Origin of the sequence: Arthrobacter sp. CG_A4 (assembly GCF_035985125.1) — a bacterium.
Lineage (GTDB): Bacteria > Actinomycetota > Actinomycetes > Actinomycetales > Micrococcaceae > Arthrobacter.
Genome location: NZ_JAXCID010000003.1, coordinates 119,675 through 135,418, shown reverse-complemented (window position 1 = coordinate 135,418; position 15,744 = coordinate 119,675). Strand labels below are relative to the sequence as shown.

The window sequence follows — 15,744 nt, the reverse complement described above, 5'->3', positions numbered from 1 at the left end:
GATGGCGGCCTATGCCCTTCCACAGCCCCGCGGGCACAATATCGACCGCGTCGCCGTCGTGATTCCGGCCCACAACGAGGACCGGCACCTCGGCCGTGCCCTCCGTGCCGTGCAGCGGGCCGCTGATGCCCTGAACCGGCTCCGGCCCGAGGTGGAGGTGGGCGTGACTGTTGTGCTGGACAGCTGCACGGACGACTCCGCCGGAATCACGGCCCGCTACGTCGCCGCGGACCCGCGCTTCGGAGTCGTCGAAGTCCGCTTCCGCAGCGCCGGCGCCAGCCGGGAGGCAGGTATCCGGGCTGCCGGTATCGGAGTACCCCGACGCCGGCCGCCCGGCAAACGGTGGACACCACCGCCGTGGGCCGGGCGGACCTGGCTGGCCAACACCGATGCCGACTCGCAGGTCCCGGAAAGCTGGCTGGTCCGCCAGCTGGAGTTCGCCGAAGCCGGGGCAGACGCCGTGCTGGGCTCTGTGGAGCCGGACCCCGAAGGGATGGACCCGGAGTTGCGCCGGCGCTGGCTGGAACGCCACCCCTTCGAAGAGGACCACCCGCATATCTACGGCGCCAACTTCGGTGTGCGGGCCTCGGCTTACATCGCCGCGGGAGGCTTCCCGAAGCTCGCCGCGCACGAGGACCGGACGCTCGTCCAGAACCTCCGCAGCCGCGCGTTCACCGTGACGGCCACGGACAGTATGCGGGTGCTGACCTCTGGCCGGACGCAGGCCCGCGCCCCGCACGGCTTTGGCGCCTACCTCCGGACATTGGGGCGGCACCGGACGCCGGGCGCCGCAGAGTGACCGGGACCGGACTGTTCGCCGGCCGACGGCACACTGGCATAACGCCTTGGGTTCGCCCCATGCCGTGACCTTTGGCCCTGACGGGCGGCGTCCGCCGGGGAGCACGCTCGATCCATGAGCTACCTGAGCCGCGCCGGGATACCGTGCCGCCCGTGAGACGCGGATGGCGATGGTGACTCCGGAGGCTCCGGCTGGAGGGGCCGGTGCTGACGTGCCCCCTGGCATTGCCGGCCTGAATTCCGCCGAGGCGGCCCGTCGGCTCACCCAATTCGGCGCGAACACGCTGCCCGAGGTCGGCACGGTACCGGGCTGGCGGAAGCTGCTGGCCGAGCTGACCCACTTCTTCGCCATCCTTCTGTGGTGCGCCGCGGTGCTGGCGTTCGTGGCCGGCATGCCACAACTCGGGATTGCGATCATCGTGGTGATCCTGGTCAACGGCGTGTTCGCCTATGTCCAACAGGAACGGGCCCAGCATGCCGCGGCCAAGCTCCACGAACTTCTCCCCGCGATGGTCTCGGTCCGCCGGGACAGCCGCGTCATAAAGGTCCACACCACCGGGCTGGTGCCGGACGACGCCGTCGTACTGGCGGCTGGCGACCGCGTCCCGGCAGACCTCCGGCTGGTCCTGGCCGCGAGCTGCTCGGTGGACGAGTCAATGCTCACGGGGGAAAGCGAGGCCCTCGCCAAGATCCCGGGCGACACCGTCTACGGTGGTACCTTCCTCGTCAACGGCCAGGCCGAGGGCATCGTCGTGACCACGGGCGGGAAGACCCGGCTCGCCGAGATCGCGGCCCTGACCAGCAAGGTCAAGGCGCCACCCAGCCCGCTGGCCCTGGAACTGCAACGAATCGTCCGCATCACCGCCGCAATGGCCCTGGTTATCGGCGCCCTGTTCTTCGTCCTCTCGCTGCTGGTCGGCATCTCGTGGCGGGATGCCTTCCTGTTCGCAATCGGCGTCGCCGTGGCGCTCGTACCCGAGGGCCTGCTCCCCACCGTCACGCTCTCGCTGGCCGTCGGCGCCCAGCGGATGGCCCAGCGGAACGCGCTGGTGCGCAACCTGCAGGCCGTGGAAACCCTCGGTTCCACCACCTTCATCTGCACGGACAAGACCGGCACCCTGACCCAGAACCGGATGAACGCCGTCGAGGTCTGGACCCCATCCGGGCAGCTCAGGATCATCGGTGAGGGCTACGGGCCTGAGGCCGAGATCACCGGGGACGGCGCCGGCCGGGCGCAGCATCTGAGCGTCGCTGCGCTGGCGGCTTCCGTGGGCCGGGCCGTGCTGCACGAGGGCCGGTGGAGGGCGGAGGGGGACCCGATGGAGGCGGCGATTGATGCGCTGGCTGCCCGGTTGGCGGGTCCGGGGCAGCACCCGGAGGAGCCTACGGTGTCGCACCGCTACGCCTTCGATCCGCAACGACTGAGGGAATCGGCAATCGTCGGAACCACGCTCTTCGTGAAAGGCGCCCCGGAGTCGGTCATCCCCCTCTGCGGCGACAACGGCGGTGGCGACGACGGAGCCCGTGGGATGGTCGACCAGATGGCCTCCCGTGGCCTGCGAGTGCTGGCCGTAGCCGAGCGGACCCTGCCCGGTCTGCCGGGTGCCGCCTTCAAACTGGAAGACGTCGAGAGCGGGCTAACGCTGCTGGGGCTGATCGGCCTGCACGACCCGCCCCGCGCCGAAGTGCGGCTCGCCCTCGAGGCGGCCCGCGGGGCCGGCATCAAGGTGGCCATGGTCACCGGCGACCATGCCTTCACGGCCGCCGCCATCGCCCGGGAAACCGGGTTGCTCGGCTCCCCGGAGCTGGTGCTGCAGGGTCATGAGCTGCCGGCGGACGACGCCGTCCTCGCGGCCCTGTTGGACCGCGACGGCGTCGTGGTCAGCCGGGTCTCGCCGGAGCAAAAGCTGCGGGTGGCCCGGTTACTGCAGGGCCGCGGTCATGTGGTGGCCATGACCGGCGACGGCGTGAACGACGGCCCGGCGCTCCAGCAGGCCGATATCGGCGTTGCCATGGGGTTGAGCGGCACCGATGTGGCCAGGGAAGCGGCGGATCTCGTGCTGCTGGATGACGACTTCGCCACCATCATCGCCGCCGTGGAGCAGGGCCGTGCCACCTACGCCAACATCCGGCGGTTCCTTACCTACCACTTGACGGACAACGTCGCGGAGCTGACTCCGTTTGTCTTCTGGGCCATGTCCGGCGGACGCTTCCCGCTGGCGCTCAGCGTGCTCCAGATCCTCGCCCTGGACATCGGAACCGATCTGCTGCCGGCGCTGGCCCTGGGCAGCGAGGCGCCGAGTAAAGGCGCATTGAAGCGACCGCCGGAGCGTCGGCACCTGATGGACCGGGCCCTGATGTTCCGGGTATTCGGGCTGCTGGGACCGATGGAAGCCCTGATGGAGATGACGGCGTACACGGCCGTGCTGCTGGGGGCGGGGTGGACGCCCGGAGCGGAACTGCCGGTTGCGGATGTCTTGATGGCGGCCTCGGGGGCGGCCTTCACCACGGTCGTGCTGGCCCAGCTCGCCAACGCCTTCGCTTGCCGCAGTGCCACCTCTCCGCCGTGGAAGCTGGGTTGGTTCTCCAACCGACTGCTGCTCTGGGCCGTGCTGGCCGAGCTTGGACTCCTGGCCGTGTTCCTGTTCGTCGGACCGGTGGCAGGGCTGCTCGGCCACGCGCCGCCGTCGCCCGGCGGCCTGGCCGTGGCGGTGGCCGCGATCCCCGCCGTGCTGCTCGCGGACTGGCTGTACAAGGTCATTCGGCACCGGAATTCCGGCAGGGCGGCGGAGGCAGTCTCCGGGTCCGCCGAAAAGGTCCAAAGACTCTGACAACCCGGACCGTGCCGCCGCAGTATGGGTCCATACCGTCAGACTCATCGCCAGAATCCTTACCGCCAGACAGCTGAGGAGAAGTCAGTGTCCATTTCCCGCCAAGCGCTTGTGGCCCATCCCGCCGCCCCCGAAGTCCAGCAGGATGAACGGTTCCTGGAGAGTGCCTGCATTGATGCGTGTCTGGAAGCTGCCCAAGCTTGTGCTTCCGGGGCGGACGCGTGCCTCGAGGAACCGGCAGTGGCCACCTTGCGGGACTGCATCCGTGCCCAGCAGAATTGCGCCGACGTCTGCATGACAACGGCCCGGGTCCTGTCGCGGCTGGGCTCGGCCACCGGGGCGAGCTGGCGGGCCCTGCTAGAGGCCTGCCGGGCCGCCTCCGCGCTGTGCACCGAGCAGTGCGGCCGCCACTCCGTGGAGTACCTGCACTGCCGGCTCAGCGCCGAGGCTGCGGACCGCAGCGGGCAGGCCTGCGCCGAACTCCTAGCCCGCTACTGACGGGCCCGCTGCGACCCACTGAGAACCGCCCGATTGAGACGCTGAGAGCACAGGAGGTACATCATGGCTGAATCCCCGGTGATGTGGTTTGAAAAGATCGGTATGGGCGACGTCCCGCGGGTGGGCGGCAAGAATGCCTCGCTCGGTGAGCTCGTCCGGTCGCTCAAGGCCAAGGGGGTGTGCGTCCCTGACGGATTCGCCACCACGGCAGCGGCCTACCGCAGGTTCATTGAGGTGAACGGTATCGAGGCTGCCATGCGTGCCCGGATCCGAAGCTACCACGCGGACGAGACCACGCTGCGTGCCACCGGGGAGGCCATCCGGGAATTGTTCCTGGACAGCGAATTCCCCGAAGACATCGCTGAATCCATCCGCTCCCATTACCGGGAACTGGGGGAGCGCGCTGGCCTGCAGAAACTGTCCGTGGCCGTCCGGAGCAGCGCGACGGCCGAGGACCTGCCGGGCGCAAGCTTCGCCGGCCAGCAGGAGACCTTCCTGAACATCGCGGGGGAGCGGGAACTCCTGGACGCCTGCCGGCGCTGCTACGCCTCACTCTTCACTGACCGGGCCATCAGCTACCGGGAGGTCAAGGGATTCGACCACCTCGACGTCGCCCTCTCCATCGGGGTGCAGCGGATGGTGCGGTCCGACGTCGGCGCCTCCGGCGTGATGTTCTCGATTGACACCGATTCCGGCTTCCCCCGCGTGGCCGTGATCAGCGCAGCTTGGGGCTTGGGCGAAACGGTCGTCCAGGGCACCATCAACCCCGACAAGTACCTCGTGTTCAAACCTCTTCTGGCGGCACCCGGCGAAGAGCAGAAGTTCGCCCCAATCATCGAGAAGACCCTCGGCTCCAAGGACCGGAAGATGGTCTATAGCCGAGGCGGCAACGCCCGCACGCGGATGGTCAACACTTCGGAGGCGGAACGGCGCTCCTTCGTCCTGGAGGACGCCGAAATCCTCGTGTTGGCCCGCTGGGCCGTGAGCGTCGAGAACCACTACGAACGCCCGATGGACATGGAATGGGCCAGGGACGGTGTGACCGGGGAGCTGTTTATGGTCCAGGCCCGGCCCGAGACCGTCCAGTCGCAAAAGTCCGGCTCCCAATTCACCATCCATCACCTGCTGGAGACGGGCACGGTGCTGGCGAGCGGGTCCGCGATCGGCGATTCGATTGCGCAGGGCACGGCGTGCGTGATCCGGAGCGCCTCGGACATCGAGAAATTCCGCGACGGCGCCATCCTGGTCACCGAAATGACCGACCCGGACTGGGTTCCCATCATGAAGCGGGCGGCCGGGATCGTCACCGACCACGGTGGTCCCACGAGCCACGCGGCGATCGTGAGCCGCGAACTCGGGGTCCCCGCCGTCGTCGGGACCGGAAACGCCACGACCGTCCTGGCCGAGGGCCGGGCCGTGACGATTTCCTGCGCCGAAGGCGATGAGGGCCGGGTCTACGAGGGCAGCCTCGCGTTCGAGACCGAAGACGTGGATCTCGGCAAACTGCCGGAGACGCACACCTTGGTCATGGTCAACATCGCCAGCCCCGCGGCCGCCTTCCAGTGGTGGCGGCTGCCCGCGGACGGCGTCGGGCTCGCCAGAATGGAGTTCATCATCAGCAGCCTGATCCGGGTCCACCCGATGGCGCTCGTGCACCCCGAGCGGGTCACCGACCCACAGGAAGCCGAGCAGATCCGCGAGCTGACGCGGGTCTATGCGGACCCGAAGGCGTACTTCGTGGACGCCCTGGCGCTCGGCATCGCCAAGATCGCCGCGCCCTACCATCCCCGGCCCGTAATCGTCCGGCTCAGCGACTTCAAGACCAACGAGTACGCGCACCTGATCGGCGGCTCCGCCTTCGAGGAAGCCGAGGAGAACCCCATGCTCGGCTTCCGCGGCGCATCGCGCTACTACGACGAGCGCTACCGCGAGGGATTCGCCCTCGAATGCGCTGCCCTCAAGCGGGTCCGGGAAAAGCTCGGGTTCGGCAACATCATCGTGATGGTCCCGTTCTGCCGGACCCCGCAGGAAGCGGACAAGGTGCTCGCCGTGATGGCGGAGAACGGCCTGGTCCGCGGCGAAAACGGTCTGCAGGTCTACATGATGTGCGAGATTCCATCCAACGTAGTCCTGGCCGAAAAGTTCGCCACCCGCTTCGACGGCTTCTCCATCGGCTCCAACGACCTCACCCAGCTGGTCCTGGGCGTGGACCGGGATTCGGCGCGGCTGGCCTCGCTCTTTGACGAGCGGGACGAGGCTGTTATGGCGATGATCAGCGAGGCCATCCGCAAGGCCCACGACGCCGGGATCAAGATCGGCATCTGCGGTCAGGGACCCAGCAACCACCCTGAGTTCGCCGCGTTCCTGGTCAGCGAGGGGATCGACTCGATCTCGCTGAACCCGGACAGCTACCTCAGAACCGTTCCGCGGATCGCCGAAGCCGAGAAGCCGGCATCGACGCCGTAACGCTGCCGCCCGCCCCTTTCCTTCCCGGGCTGAGCGCGCGGAGCGCATTGAGGATGGTGGCGAGATCCACGAGCTCCTGGGAGAGGGCGCCAGCGACGGCCGGGATGTAGCCTGCTGCTGCAGCCACCATCAGCGCCACGCTGAGAGCGATGCCGATCCAGATGCTCTGCAGCGCCACCTGAACTGTGCGCTGGCCTATCCGCACGGCCGAGGCCACCTTGGACAGGTCATCGAGGATAATCACGACGTCGGCCGACTCACCAGCCGCCGTGGAACCACGGGCGCCCATAGCAATTCCGACGTCGGCGGACGCCAGGACGGGCGCGTCGTTGACGCCGTCACCCACCATCATGACCGGGCGGAGGGGCAGGGACCGGACGGCCTGGACTTTGTCCGGCGGCAGGCACTCGGCGCGGACATCGGTGAGCCCGGCCTCGTCCGCGATGTGCTCGGCGGTGGCGAGCGCGTCGCCGGTTAGCATGACCGTCCGGGTGACGCCCAGTTCCTTGAGCTCGGCCAGGGTGCGGCGGGCTTCCTTGCGGATCGGGTCGCTCATCACGAGGGCACCGGCGAAATCTCCGCCCACGCCCACGTAGATCGCGAGCTCGCCGCTGGCCAACTCCGTTTCCTCGACCCCGGGGGCCGACTCCGCCACAAACCTGGGTTTGCCGACCACCACGTCGCGGCCGTCGAAACGGGCGCGGACGCCGTGGGTGGCGAATTCGGTGGCCTCGGTGGCGCTTTCGAAGACCAGCCCGCGGTTTCGGGCCGCCTCCATGACGGAGGCGGCGAGGACGTGCGAGGAATACTGCTCGGCGGAGGCCGCCAGCCTGAGAACCTCGTCCTCCGCCAGGCCTCCGGCGGTCCGGATGCCGATGAGGGCGGGGCGTCCGTAGGTGAGGGTGCCGGTCTTGTCGAAGGCGGCCGTCTTGATCCGGCTCAGCTGCTCCAGCACACCCGCGTACTTGACGATGATGCCGGCACGGGCCGCGCGGCTCATCCCGCCGAGAAACGCCACCGGTGCGGCAATCAGCAGGGGGCAAGGGGTGGCGACCACCAGCACTTCGGCGAAGCGTGCCGGGCTTCCGCTGATGATCCAGCCGACGGCGCCGAGGGCGTAGGCGAGCAGGGTGAACGGAACCGCGTACCGGTCCGCGAGCCGCACCATGGGGGCCTTGCTCTCCGAGGCTTCCCTGACCAGGGCAACGATCCGGCTGTACTGCGAATCCTCCATCAGCGCCGTGACCTTCATCCGGGCAGCGGCCTCGCCGTTTAGGGAGCCGCTCATCAATGGATCGCCGGCCACCCGCTCCACCGGGAGGCTCTCCCCGGTGAGCGAGGATTCGTCGAAGCTGCCGGACTCGGAGAGCATAACGCCGTCCAGTGGCACCACTTCGCCGGGCCTGACCAGGAGGATGTCGTCGACCCGGACCTCGGCGGCCGCGACATCCTCGTACAGGCGGCCTGCGTCGGTTCCGCCTGCGTCCGTTCCGGCGGCGGGCGTGCCGCCGCGTTCCCGGCGGGCCGTCTGCGGGACCCGTTCCAGCAGGGCCGTCAGTTCCTTTTTGGCCCGTCCGGCAGCATAGTCCTCCAGGGCGGTGCCCCCGGCCATCATGAGCACGATGATCATGGAGGCAATGAATTCACCGACCAGTACCGTGCTGACGATTGCTGTGACGGCGAGAATGTCGATGCCCCATTGGCCGCCCAGCAGCCGGCGGACCATGCCGACGGCGAGGTAGGCGGCCACGGCGAGGGCATAGACGCTGGCCGCGATCTGCGCAGTGAGCGGCTGTCCGGACAACAACAGAACAACCACCGCCAGCAGGGCGGCAAGCGTGCCCGCAACGAGCGGATACCGGAACGCAATTTTCACGGAAATCCTGTCGTAGCTTCGGCATCCTGGACTACTCGCATCCTACTGCGCAGCCTCTTCGCGGACGGTGTTGCGGGGCAAATTACGGGCGGACATCGGGCGCCGGCAGGCATTCTTGGGACTTTCAACCCTAGCCTCGAGTGGCCGATGGTGCCACAATCAAGCATGTGGTCGATTTTTGCCGGCGACCGCCGTCGCCGCTTGGTGGCAGCGTGGCTAGCGGTGGTGGTGCTGGCCGCCGCGGTGGTGCTGGCGGTCGTCTTCTCGGCGGGACCTCCGTCGGCCGGTCCGACGGCGACGGCGTCAGTCAGACCGCTTTCCGGAACCGCCAGCCCTGCTTCCGCCAATCCTGCTTCCGCCAGCCCTGCAGCGACACCGTCGGACATGCCCAGTCCTTCGGCCAGCGAACCGGGATCGGTTGGCCCTGCGCCGGTCCCTGTCCCGGCCCCGGCACCGCCCGCACCCCCTCCGGCCTCTCCGGCACCGGCCCCGGCCCCTCCGGCACCACCCGCACCGGCCCCGGCCCCTCCGGCCCCGGCCCCTCCGGCCCCGGCCCCGCCCGCGGCGCCGTTCCCCGCCGCGCTCGCCGGCAGCGACCTTGAAGTGATCCCCGGCGCCGGGGCCGTGGTCTCGCTGACGTTCGACGCCGGAGCGAACTCGGCCGGGCTGCCGGGCATCCTGCAGACGCTGGCGGCCACCGGGGTGCGCGGGACGTTCTTCGTAACGGGCAACTGGGCCAGCGCCAACCCGGCGGGGGTCGCCGCGATCGTGGCCGGCGGCCACCGGGTGGGCAACCACTCCATGACGCATCCGGGGTTCACCGGACTCTCGGACGCTACCATCGGGGACCAGCTCGCCGGAGCCCAGCAGGCTATCCGGGCCGCCGGCGCGGATCCCCGGCCACTCTTCCGCTTCCCTCTCGGCGATCGCGACGCCCGGACTATCGCCACGGTCAACGCCTACGGCTACCTGCCTGTCCGCTGGACCGTGGACACCCTGGGCTGGAAGGGCAGCAGCGGAGGGATCACGGCGCAGATCGTGGCGGACCGCGTGCTCGCGCGGCTACAGCCGGGCGAGATTGTCTTGATGCACATCGGCTCCAACCCCGGCGACGGCACCACCCTGGACGCCGACGCCCTGCTCCAGATCATCAACAGGGTACGCCAGGCCGGCTACGGCTTCACCACCCTTGACGCGCTGCTCCGGTAACGGCTCACGGTTGCTTTTCAGTCTGACGTTCCGGTGGGCCAGTTGGCCCGCAGCAGCTGCCGTTCCTGGTGCCCCGAAGGACTGGCGCTGCGATAGGACTGGCACTGCGAGCGAGGGCTGGTGCTGCAAAAGGACAACAAATGCTAACTACTTCGTGTCCACGCGCAGCACGGCGGCGCCCGTGATCCGGTCTTCCGCGAGGTCCAGCAGCGCCCGGTCCGCGGCTTCGAAAGGGTAAGGCACCGTCGTCGGGCGGAGTGGAATCTCCGCGGCAATCCGGAAGAACTCCTCGCCGTCGGCCCGGGTGTTGGCCGTGACGCTGCGGACCTGGCGTTCCTGGAAGAGCTCGTCGGCGTAGTTCAGCGGCGGGATGTCGCTGAGGTGGATGCCGGCGACGGCGAGCGTCCCGCCGCGGTCCAGAGCCCGCAGCGCCACGGGCACCAGGCCGCCCGCCGGAGCGAACAGGATGGCGGAATCGAGCAGCTCCGGCGGTGCGTCGTTGGCGCCGCCGGCGAACGTGGCGCCCAGTTCGACGGCGAGACGCCGGGCCGCCACGGACCGGGTCATCACGTACACCTGGGCCCCCCGGTAGAGCGCGATCTGGGCTGCCAAATGCGCGGAGCCGCCGAAACCGTAGATCCCCAGCCGGCCGCCGATGGGCAGCTCGGCACGGCTCAGAGCCCGGTAGCCGATGATGCCCGCACAGAGCAGAGGGGCGGCCTCCTCGTCGGAGAAGAGATCGGGAATCCGGTAGACGAAGTTTTCCGCCACGGTGATCAGCTCGGCATAGCCGCCGTCGCGGTCCCAGCCGGTAAACGTGGGGGCCAGGCAAAGGTTCTCTTCGCCGCGCAGGCAGAAGCGGCAGGAGGCGCAGGTACGCCCCAGCCAGGCGACGCCCACCCGCTCCCCGCGGGAGAACCGTGCTGCGTGGGCCCCGCATTTGACCACTTCGCCTACCACTTCATGGCCGGGGATGATGCCGGGGTGCTTCGGTGGGAGGTCACCCTCGGCCAGGTGCAGATCAGTCCGGCAGACCCCGCACACACTGACCCGCAGGAGCACCTCTCCGGGCCCGGGCCGGGGATCCGGGCACTCGACGGCCAGCAGGGGATCGGTGCTGATCGGTCCCGGGTGTCCCAACCGCCAGGCTCGCACGGGGGCGCCCTCCTCTTCCTGAACCGCCAGCTCCCCTCTGGAGACGGATGTCGCATACGTCGAAATCGGCGCGCAATCCACGCGTTGCAGCGCGCCGGGTGCAACCCGGCGGAGATCGTGGTGCCGGGTCCTCCACCGCGGATGTGCGTTCTGAACATGAGCGCTTCAGCGGCGGTGGTGAGCCCCCTCAGTGGCTGCCAAATAACTCCTCCCGGGGCGGCAGGCACCTACTCCGGCCGTCCTTCACCCAGTAGAGCGCAAAGCCGTCCATCCGGCTAGGGGCGGAGGTCCCGCTGGCTAGCGGTCATTTTCGCTGATTCGTCGGGGGTCAGGCGGAGGCTGGACCTTTTCGCGCCGGGGGACATGCCCATTCTTCGCACCCGGGACTGGGCACAATGGCACAATGTCCACCCGCTGCCCCCGTCGCGGGGCATGTCCCTGAGCCCGGCCAATGCGCCCAGACCCCCGACGAACTAACGAAAATGCCCGCTAGTCCTGTTGAGCGTCGCGGTGCTGCTCGCGCAGTTCGCGTCCGCGGCGGATGTCTTCTTCCTCTTTTTTCTGCAGCTTGTCGCTCTGCTTCGTGTCGCGGGGCGGCAACTGGATGGACTCTTCGGCCTCGATGCCGGCCTGAAGCTGGCGGCCGCGCTCCATCTCGGCGTCGAACTCGGCGCCGAACAGCAGCGACATGTTCAGGATCCAGAGCCACAGCAACGAAACGATGACGCCGCCGATCGCGCCGTAGGTCTTGTTGTAGCTGCTGAAGTTGGCTACGTAGAACGCGAAGGCCACAGACGCCAGCAGGAAGATCAGCAGGGCGATGAGAGAGCCCAGGCTCAACCAGCGGAACTTTGGCTGCTTCACATTGGGGGTGGCGTAGTAAAGGATGGCGATCGCCAGCACGACCAGCAGCACCATTGCCGGCCACTTGGCGAGATTCCAGACCGTCAGGAACGCTGCGCCGAGGCCGATCGCGCCGCCGACGGACTCCGCTACCGGCCCGGTCAGGACCAGCATGGCTGCCAGCACGACGACGATCAGCAAGTTAAGTACGGTGACCGCGAGCATGGTGCCCCGGAGCTTGAGGAAGGGCCGGCCTTCGTCGATTTCATAGACCCGGTTCATGGCCCTGGCGAATGCCCCCGTATAGCCGGACGCGGACCACAGCGCAGTGAGGATGCCGGCGACAAGGGTGAAGCCCGCGGCGTTGGAACTCGCCAGCTCTTCCACCGGCTTTCGGATGGCCTCCACCGTTTCAGCGGGGGCGAAGCCCCGGACGATCTCCAGGAGCGCCGAGGTGGTCTGCCCGGCCTGCCCGAACACTCCCAGCAGGGACACCAGTGCCAGCAGGGCGGGGAAGAGGGAGAGGACCGAGTAGTAGGTCAGGGCCGCGGCCAGATCTGGGCACTGGTCCTTCGTGAATTCCCGCAGGGTTTTCCTGGCGATGTACTTCCATGAGGGCTTGGAGACATCTGCGGGGCTGTCCGGCTTGCGGGAATCGTCCGGGGCGGGAGCTGTGCGGGCCTTGGCTGTGCTGCTCTCATCCGTTTCGGCGTTGGTCATGGTGTCATTGTCTGCTCTGGCAAGGTTCTTTGCCATGGAAATTTTCCTTCGTGGGCTTAATCGCAACGGCCGGCCGCCCGGCGCGTCTACGCGGGAAGCCGGCCGTCTCAGTTGGCGGGCTACGCCTGCTGGACGTGATCCTTCGCGTCCGCAGCCGTGGCCTTGACGTCCGCCACGGCGCCCTGGCCGTCGGCCTTGACATGTTCGGCGGCGTCGCCGGCTGTGGCCTTGAGGTTCTCCATGGCGGCCTGGGCGGGTTCCTTGAGTCCGTCGGCCACGCTCTTGGCAGCCTCGGTCAGCTCCGCAGTGAGCGGTTCGGCCGCGGTCTTGAGGGCATCCGCGGCTTCGCGCTCCTTCTGGCTTGCGGGAATCAGCGAGGAGACAAAGAGGCCGGCGCCGAACGCGATCAGTCCCGCGGCCAGCGGGTTGCCCTGGGTCTTCGTCTTCACCTGCGTCGGCGCGTCCCCGATCGCGGAGCCCGCGTCGCTGAGGTGCCCGCCGGCGCTGCCCGTGGCGGAGTGCGCGTTGCCCGCAGCGTGGTCGGCGGCCCCCATAACTTTCTCCTTCACCCCGAAGACCGCGTCCTTGACGGTTTCTTTGACCTTGTCAGTCTGCCGCTGGACGATGTGGGACGGGGTGACTTTGTCCGCCACTGCATCGGCGTTGCTGCCGAGGCGCGCGCGGGTTGCTTCGATTTCTGCACGGATATCATCCGGGTTTTCACTCATCGTGGTTCCTCGCTGGATCTAAGAGTTGGGTTTGAGCGCGGGCGGGATTTCCTGCAGGGTCGCGGCGGTCTGGGGCAACCCCTTGATCGACTTGAGTTCCTTGCGGCCGATCGAGGCCAGGACGGCGGCGGCGATACCCCAGATAAGGGCCACGACGACGCCGGACCAGCCCAGCCCCATCAGGGTTCCAAGTGCCCACCACAGCGCCAGGGACAGGAAAAGGAGCACAAAGTGGCCCGCGACGCCGGCACCGGCAAGCATTCCGCTGCCCTTGCCCGCCCGGGTGGCGGACTGTTTGAGCTCGACCTTGGCGAGCTCGACTTCCTGCCGCATCAGGGTGGACATGTCCCGCGTGACGTCGCCCAGGAGATCGCCGAGGGACGTGGTTTCGGCCTTGGCGTGGGCGGCGGTGTGAGGGATTTCGCTGCTCATCGACGTCCACCGTCAAAGGGGTCATCGCGCAGCGGATCGACGGGTTGCAGGGGATCGGTGACCACGGGCTCCGAGGCCCAGCGATCCTGCCCGGCTACCCTGCCCGCCGTCCCGGCGTCGAGCGGGTTGGGCGGGTATGCGTCTGCGAAGCCGGCCGTCGTCGTTTCCGGGGCCGGCAACTGGACCGGGGGTGGCGGGACCGCCATGCCGGTGTCGGGCACACGGGCGGCAGGTGCGGCCGGGCTGCCTACGGCGGGGCTGGCCGCCGGGGCACCGGCCGAATCAGGGGCGCCGGCGCTGAGGCTCCGGCTGAGCCGTCCGGCAAGGATGCCTGCTCCGGCGGCCAGCATCAGGAAGGTGCCGGGACGCTGCCGGGCGAAGGTCTTGACTTCGGTCAGCAGTGAACCGGGGTCCCGGCCGTCGAGCCATGATGCCACGGCGGAGGACCGCTCGGCGGCCTGGCGCACCAGGTCGCTCGCGACGCCGGGCTGATCCGGGGCGGCAGCCATGGTGTGCAGCTCGGTCGAAACGGAGCGCAGCCCCTCGGCGACCTTCTGCTGCTGCGTGCCGGCCTGATCAGTGAGATCGGACTTGGCCTGCTGCAGCAGATCACGGGCGTTGGTCTTCACCTCGGCGGCGACATTGGCCACCTCGGTCTTGGCCGTCTCAGCCACGTTCTGAGCCGAATCGGTGGCCTGGGCCGCGACCTCACCGGCCTGCTCCTTGGCCGCGTCGGTCTTGGCGGTTCCGCCGTTGGAGATCGGCGTTGTGAGGGCCGAAGGCGGGATGGTCGATTCCTTCCGGAGCTCTGACTGCCGGGCGGCCGTCGGGGTGCCGAGGGTCCCGTCCTGGGGCCATTGGTTTTCTGTCATCTTCGCTCTCTTTCCAAGAAGATCGGATGCTGATCGCAAACCAGCACTACTGGCGTACAAATAGTAAGCATGATTACTAACAAATGGTAAGTACCCTTGGTGTATTTCTTCTCACAGACCGATTGCGTCGGCATCTTCCGGGCGGATGCCGACGCGGACCGGCGGTGACCGGCACCGGGTCGCCACCTCGCGATGGAAGGCGCGCGGAGCGGCCAAATCCGGGCGAGTCCAGCATCCCGGCCGGCAGTGGCCAATCCGGTCCAGTACCCCGTCCGGCAGCGGCTGGGCCAGGCCGACGCGTCCGGTCAACTAGGGTTGAAAGATGAGAAGAACGGCGGCCGGCTGATGGCTAAGCGGAGCAGGGCGGCCGGCCGGAGCACCGGAAAAACGGTGCCGGGAGTGGTGGAGGTGCCGAAAGGTACCCGCCCCGACGGCCCGGTGGAGGGCATCTACTACATCGACACCGGCGACTGCGAGCTGATCGCGGACCAGGACAATTCCACGGGCTGGCTGCTGCGGATCAACGGCGTGATGAGCTCGCACATCGACCTCGCGGACCCGCTGTTCCTCGACTTCGAGTACATGCGCTGGATCTCCGCGCTGGCGGAATCGCGCTGGTCCCGGGAAACGGGACCGAGGCTGCGGGCCCTTCACCTCGGCGGGGGAGCATGCTCATTGGCCCGGTACTTCCATGCCGCCTATCCGGAGGCCCGTCAGGTGGTCGTGGAACTGGACGGCAAACTCGCCGGCTACGTCCGCGGCTGGTTCGATCTGCCCAAGGCGCCGCTGATGCGACTGCGGGTGGGGGAGGCCCGCGAGGTCACCGAAAACCTCACCCCGCACACCCGCGACCTCATCATCCGCGACGTCTTCGCCGGGTCCATGACCCCGCGTCCGCTCACCACCAGGGAATTCAACCAGCATGCCAAGCGGGTGCTGGCCCCCGGCGGGATCTACGTGGTGAATTCCGGCGACGGCCCGGACCTCAGGAACGCCCGCGAGGACGCGGCCACCATCGCGGATACCTTCGAGCACACCGTGATCATCGCCGACCCCGCCATGCTCAAGGGCCGGCGCTACGGCAACATGGTCATGGCCGGAAGTGACTTGCCGTTCGACGACGACCCCCAGCTGGCGCGCCGGCTGCTCGGCGGCGCGGTGCCCGCCCACATCTGGAACGACGCCAAGGTCCGGGCCTTCGCGGCCGGCGCCCCGGTCCGCCACGATCCGCCGGCCCCGCCCACCCCACAGACCACACAAACCCCACAAATCCCGTCGAGTGCTCCGTAACTGCCCTTTTGGCGCCTCAAAACGGC

General features: G+C 68.5%; 12 protein-coding genes. 6 read left to right on the top strand and 6 right to left on the bottom strand.

Features of this window, described 5'->3' with window-relative positions; all coding sequences use genetic code 11:
* Position 1: 1 nt before the first annotated feature.
* The 4 genes from RCH07_RS02670 to ppsA all read left to right on the top strand — a co-directional run bounded on the left by RCH07_RS02670 (position 2) and on the right by ppsA (position 6,593).
* Entirely contained in the window at positions 2-799 is a 798-nt protein-coding gene (locus RCH07_RS02670) for a glycosyltransferase (protein WP_326965913.1), read from the top strand.
* A 169-nt stretch (positions 800-968) separates the two neighbouring features.
* Positions 969-3,629: a cation-translocating P-type ATPase gene (locus RCH07_RS02665; RefSeq protein WP_326965939.1), complete on the top strand. Its 2,661-nt coding sequence runs from the start codon at positions 969-971 to the stop codon at positions 3,627-3,629.
* Positions 3,630-3,716: 87 nt separating this feature from the next.
* Positions 3,717-4,127: a four-helix bundle copper-binding protein gene (locus RCH07_RS02660; RefSeq protein ID WP_326965912.1), complete on the top strand. Its 411-nt coding sequence runs from the start codon at positions 3,717-3,719 to the stop codon at positions 4,125-4,127.
* A gap of 63 nt (positions 4,128-4,190) precedes the next feature.
* Positions 4,191-6,593: a phosphoenolpyruvate synthase gene (gene ppsA / locus RCH07_RS02655; RefSeq protein WP_326965911.1), complete on the top strand. Its 2,403-nt coding sequence runs from the start codon at positions 4,191-4,193 to the stop codon at positions 6,591-6,593.
* Here ppsA and RCH07_RS02650 read toward each other — a convergent pair.
* Positions 6,541-8,469, bottom strand: a complete 1,929-nt coding sequence (locus tag RCH07_RS02650) for a heavy metal translocating P-type ATPase (RefSeq protein WP_326965910.1) — start codon at positions 8,467-8,469, stop codon at positions 6,541-6,543. The genes ppsA and RCH07_RS02650 overlap by 53 nt on opposite strands.
* A 147-nt stretch (positions 8,470-8,616) precedes the next feature.
* Here RCH07_RS02650 and RCH07_RS02645 point away from each other — a divergent pair, with 147 nt between their 5' ends.
* Entirely contained in the window at positions 8,617-9,678 is a 1,062-nt protein-coding gene (locus tag RCH07_RS02645; RefSeq protein ID WP_326965909.1) for a polysaccharide deacetylase family protein, read from the top strand.
* A 147-nt stretch (positions 9,679-9,825) separates the two neighbouring features.
* On the opposite strand, the gene RCH07_RS02640 is transcribed toward RCH07_RS02645, so the two are convergent.
* From RCH07_RS02640 to RCH07_RS02620, 5 genes are all read right to left on the bottom strand, one after another.
* Positions 9,826-10,833 carry a zinc-dependent alcohol dehydrogenase family protein gene (locus RCH07_RS02640; protein WP_326965908.1) on the bottom strand — a complete coding sequence of 336 codons (1,008 nt, stop codon included), beginning with the start codon at positions 10,831-10,833 and terminating at the stop codon, positions 9,826-9,828.
* A 489-nt stretch (positions 10,834-11,322) separates the two neighbouring features.
* Positions 11,323-12,432 carry a YihY/virulence factor BrkB family protein gene (locus RCH07_RS02635; protein ID WP_326965907.1) on the bottom strand — a complete coding sequence of 370 codons (1,110 nt, stop codon included), beginning with the start codon at positions 12,430-12,432 and terminating at the stop codon, positions 11,323-11,325.
* Between the two features lie 83 nt (positions 12,433-12,515).
* On the bottom strand, positions 12,516-13,124 hold the full coding sequence (locus tag RCH07_RS02630; RefSeq protein ID WP_326965906.1) for a DUF3618 domain-containing protein: 609 nt from the start codon (positions 13,122-13,124) through the stop codon (positions 12,516-12,518).
* 18 nt (positions 13,125-13,142) lie between these two features.
* Positions 13,143-13,556, bottom strand: a complete 414-nt coding sequence (locus RCH07_RS02625; RefSeq protein WP_326965905.1) for a phage holin family protein — start codon at positions 13,554-13,556, stop codon at positions 13,143-13,145.
* Positions 13,553-14,428, bottom strand: coding sequence for a hypothetical protein (locus RCH07_RS02620; protein ID WP_326965904.1), 876 nt, complete (start codon positions 14,426-14,428; stop codon positions 13,553-13,555). The genes RCH07_RS02625 and RCH07_RS02620 overlap by 4 nt, the downstream gene beginning before the upstream one ends.
* A gap of 345 nt (positions 14,429-14,773) precedes the next feature.
* Here RCH07_RS02620 and RCH07_RS02615 point away from each other — a divergent pair, with 345 nt between their 5' ends.
* The gene (locus RCH07_RS02615) at positions 14,774-15,718 is read left to right on the top strand and encodes a spermidine synthase (protein ID WP_326965938.1); all 945 of its coding nucleotides are present in this window, start codon (positions 14,774-14,776) and stop codon (positions 15,716-15,718) included.
* Positions 15,719-15,744: the final 26 nt, after the last annotated feature.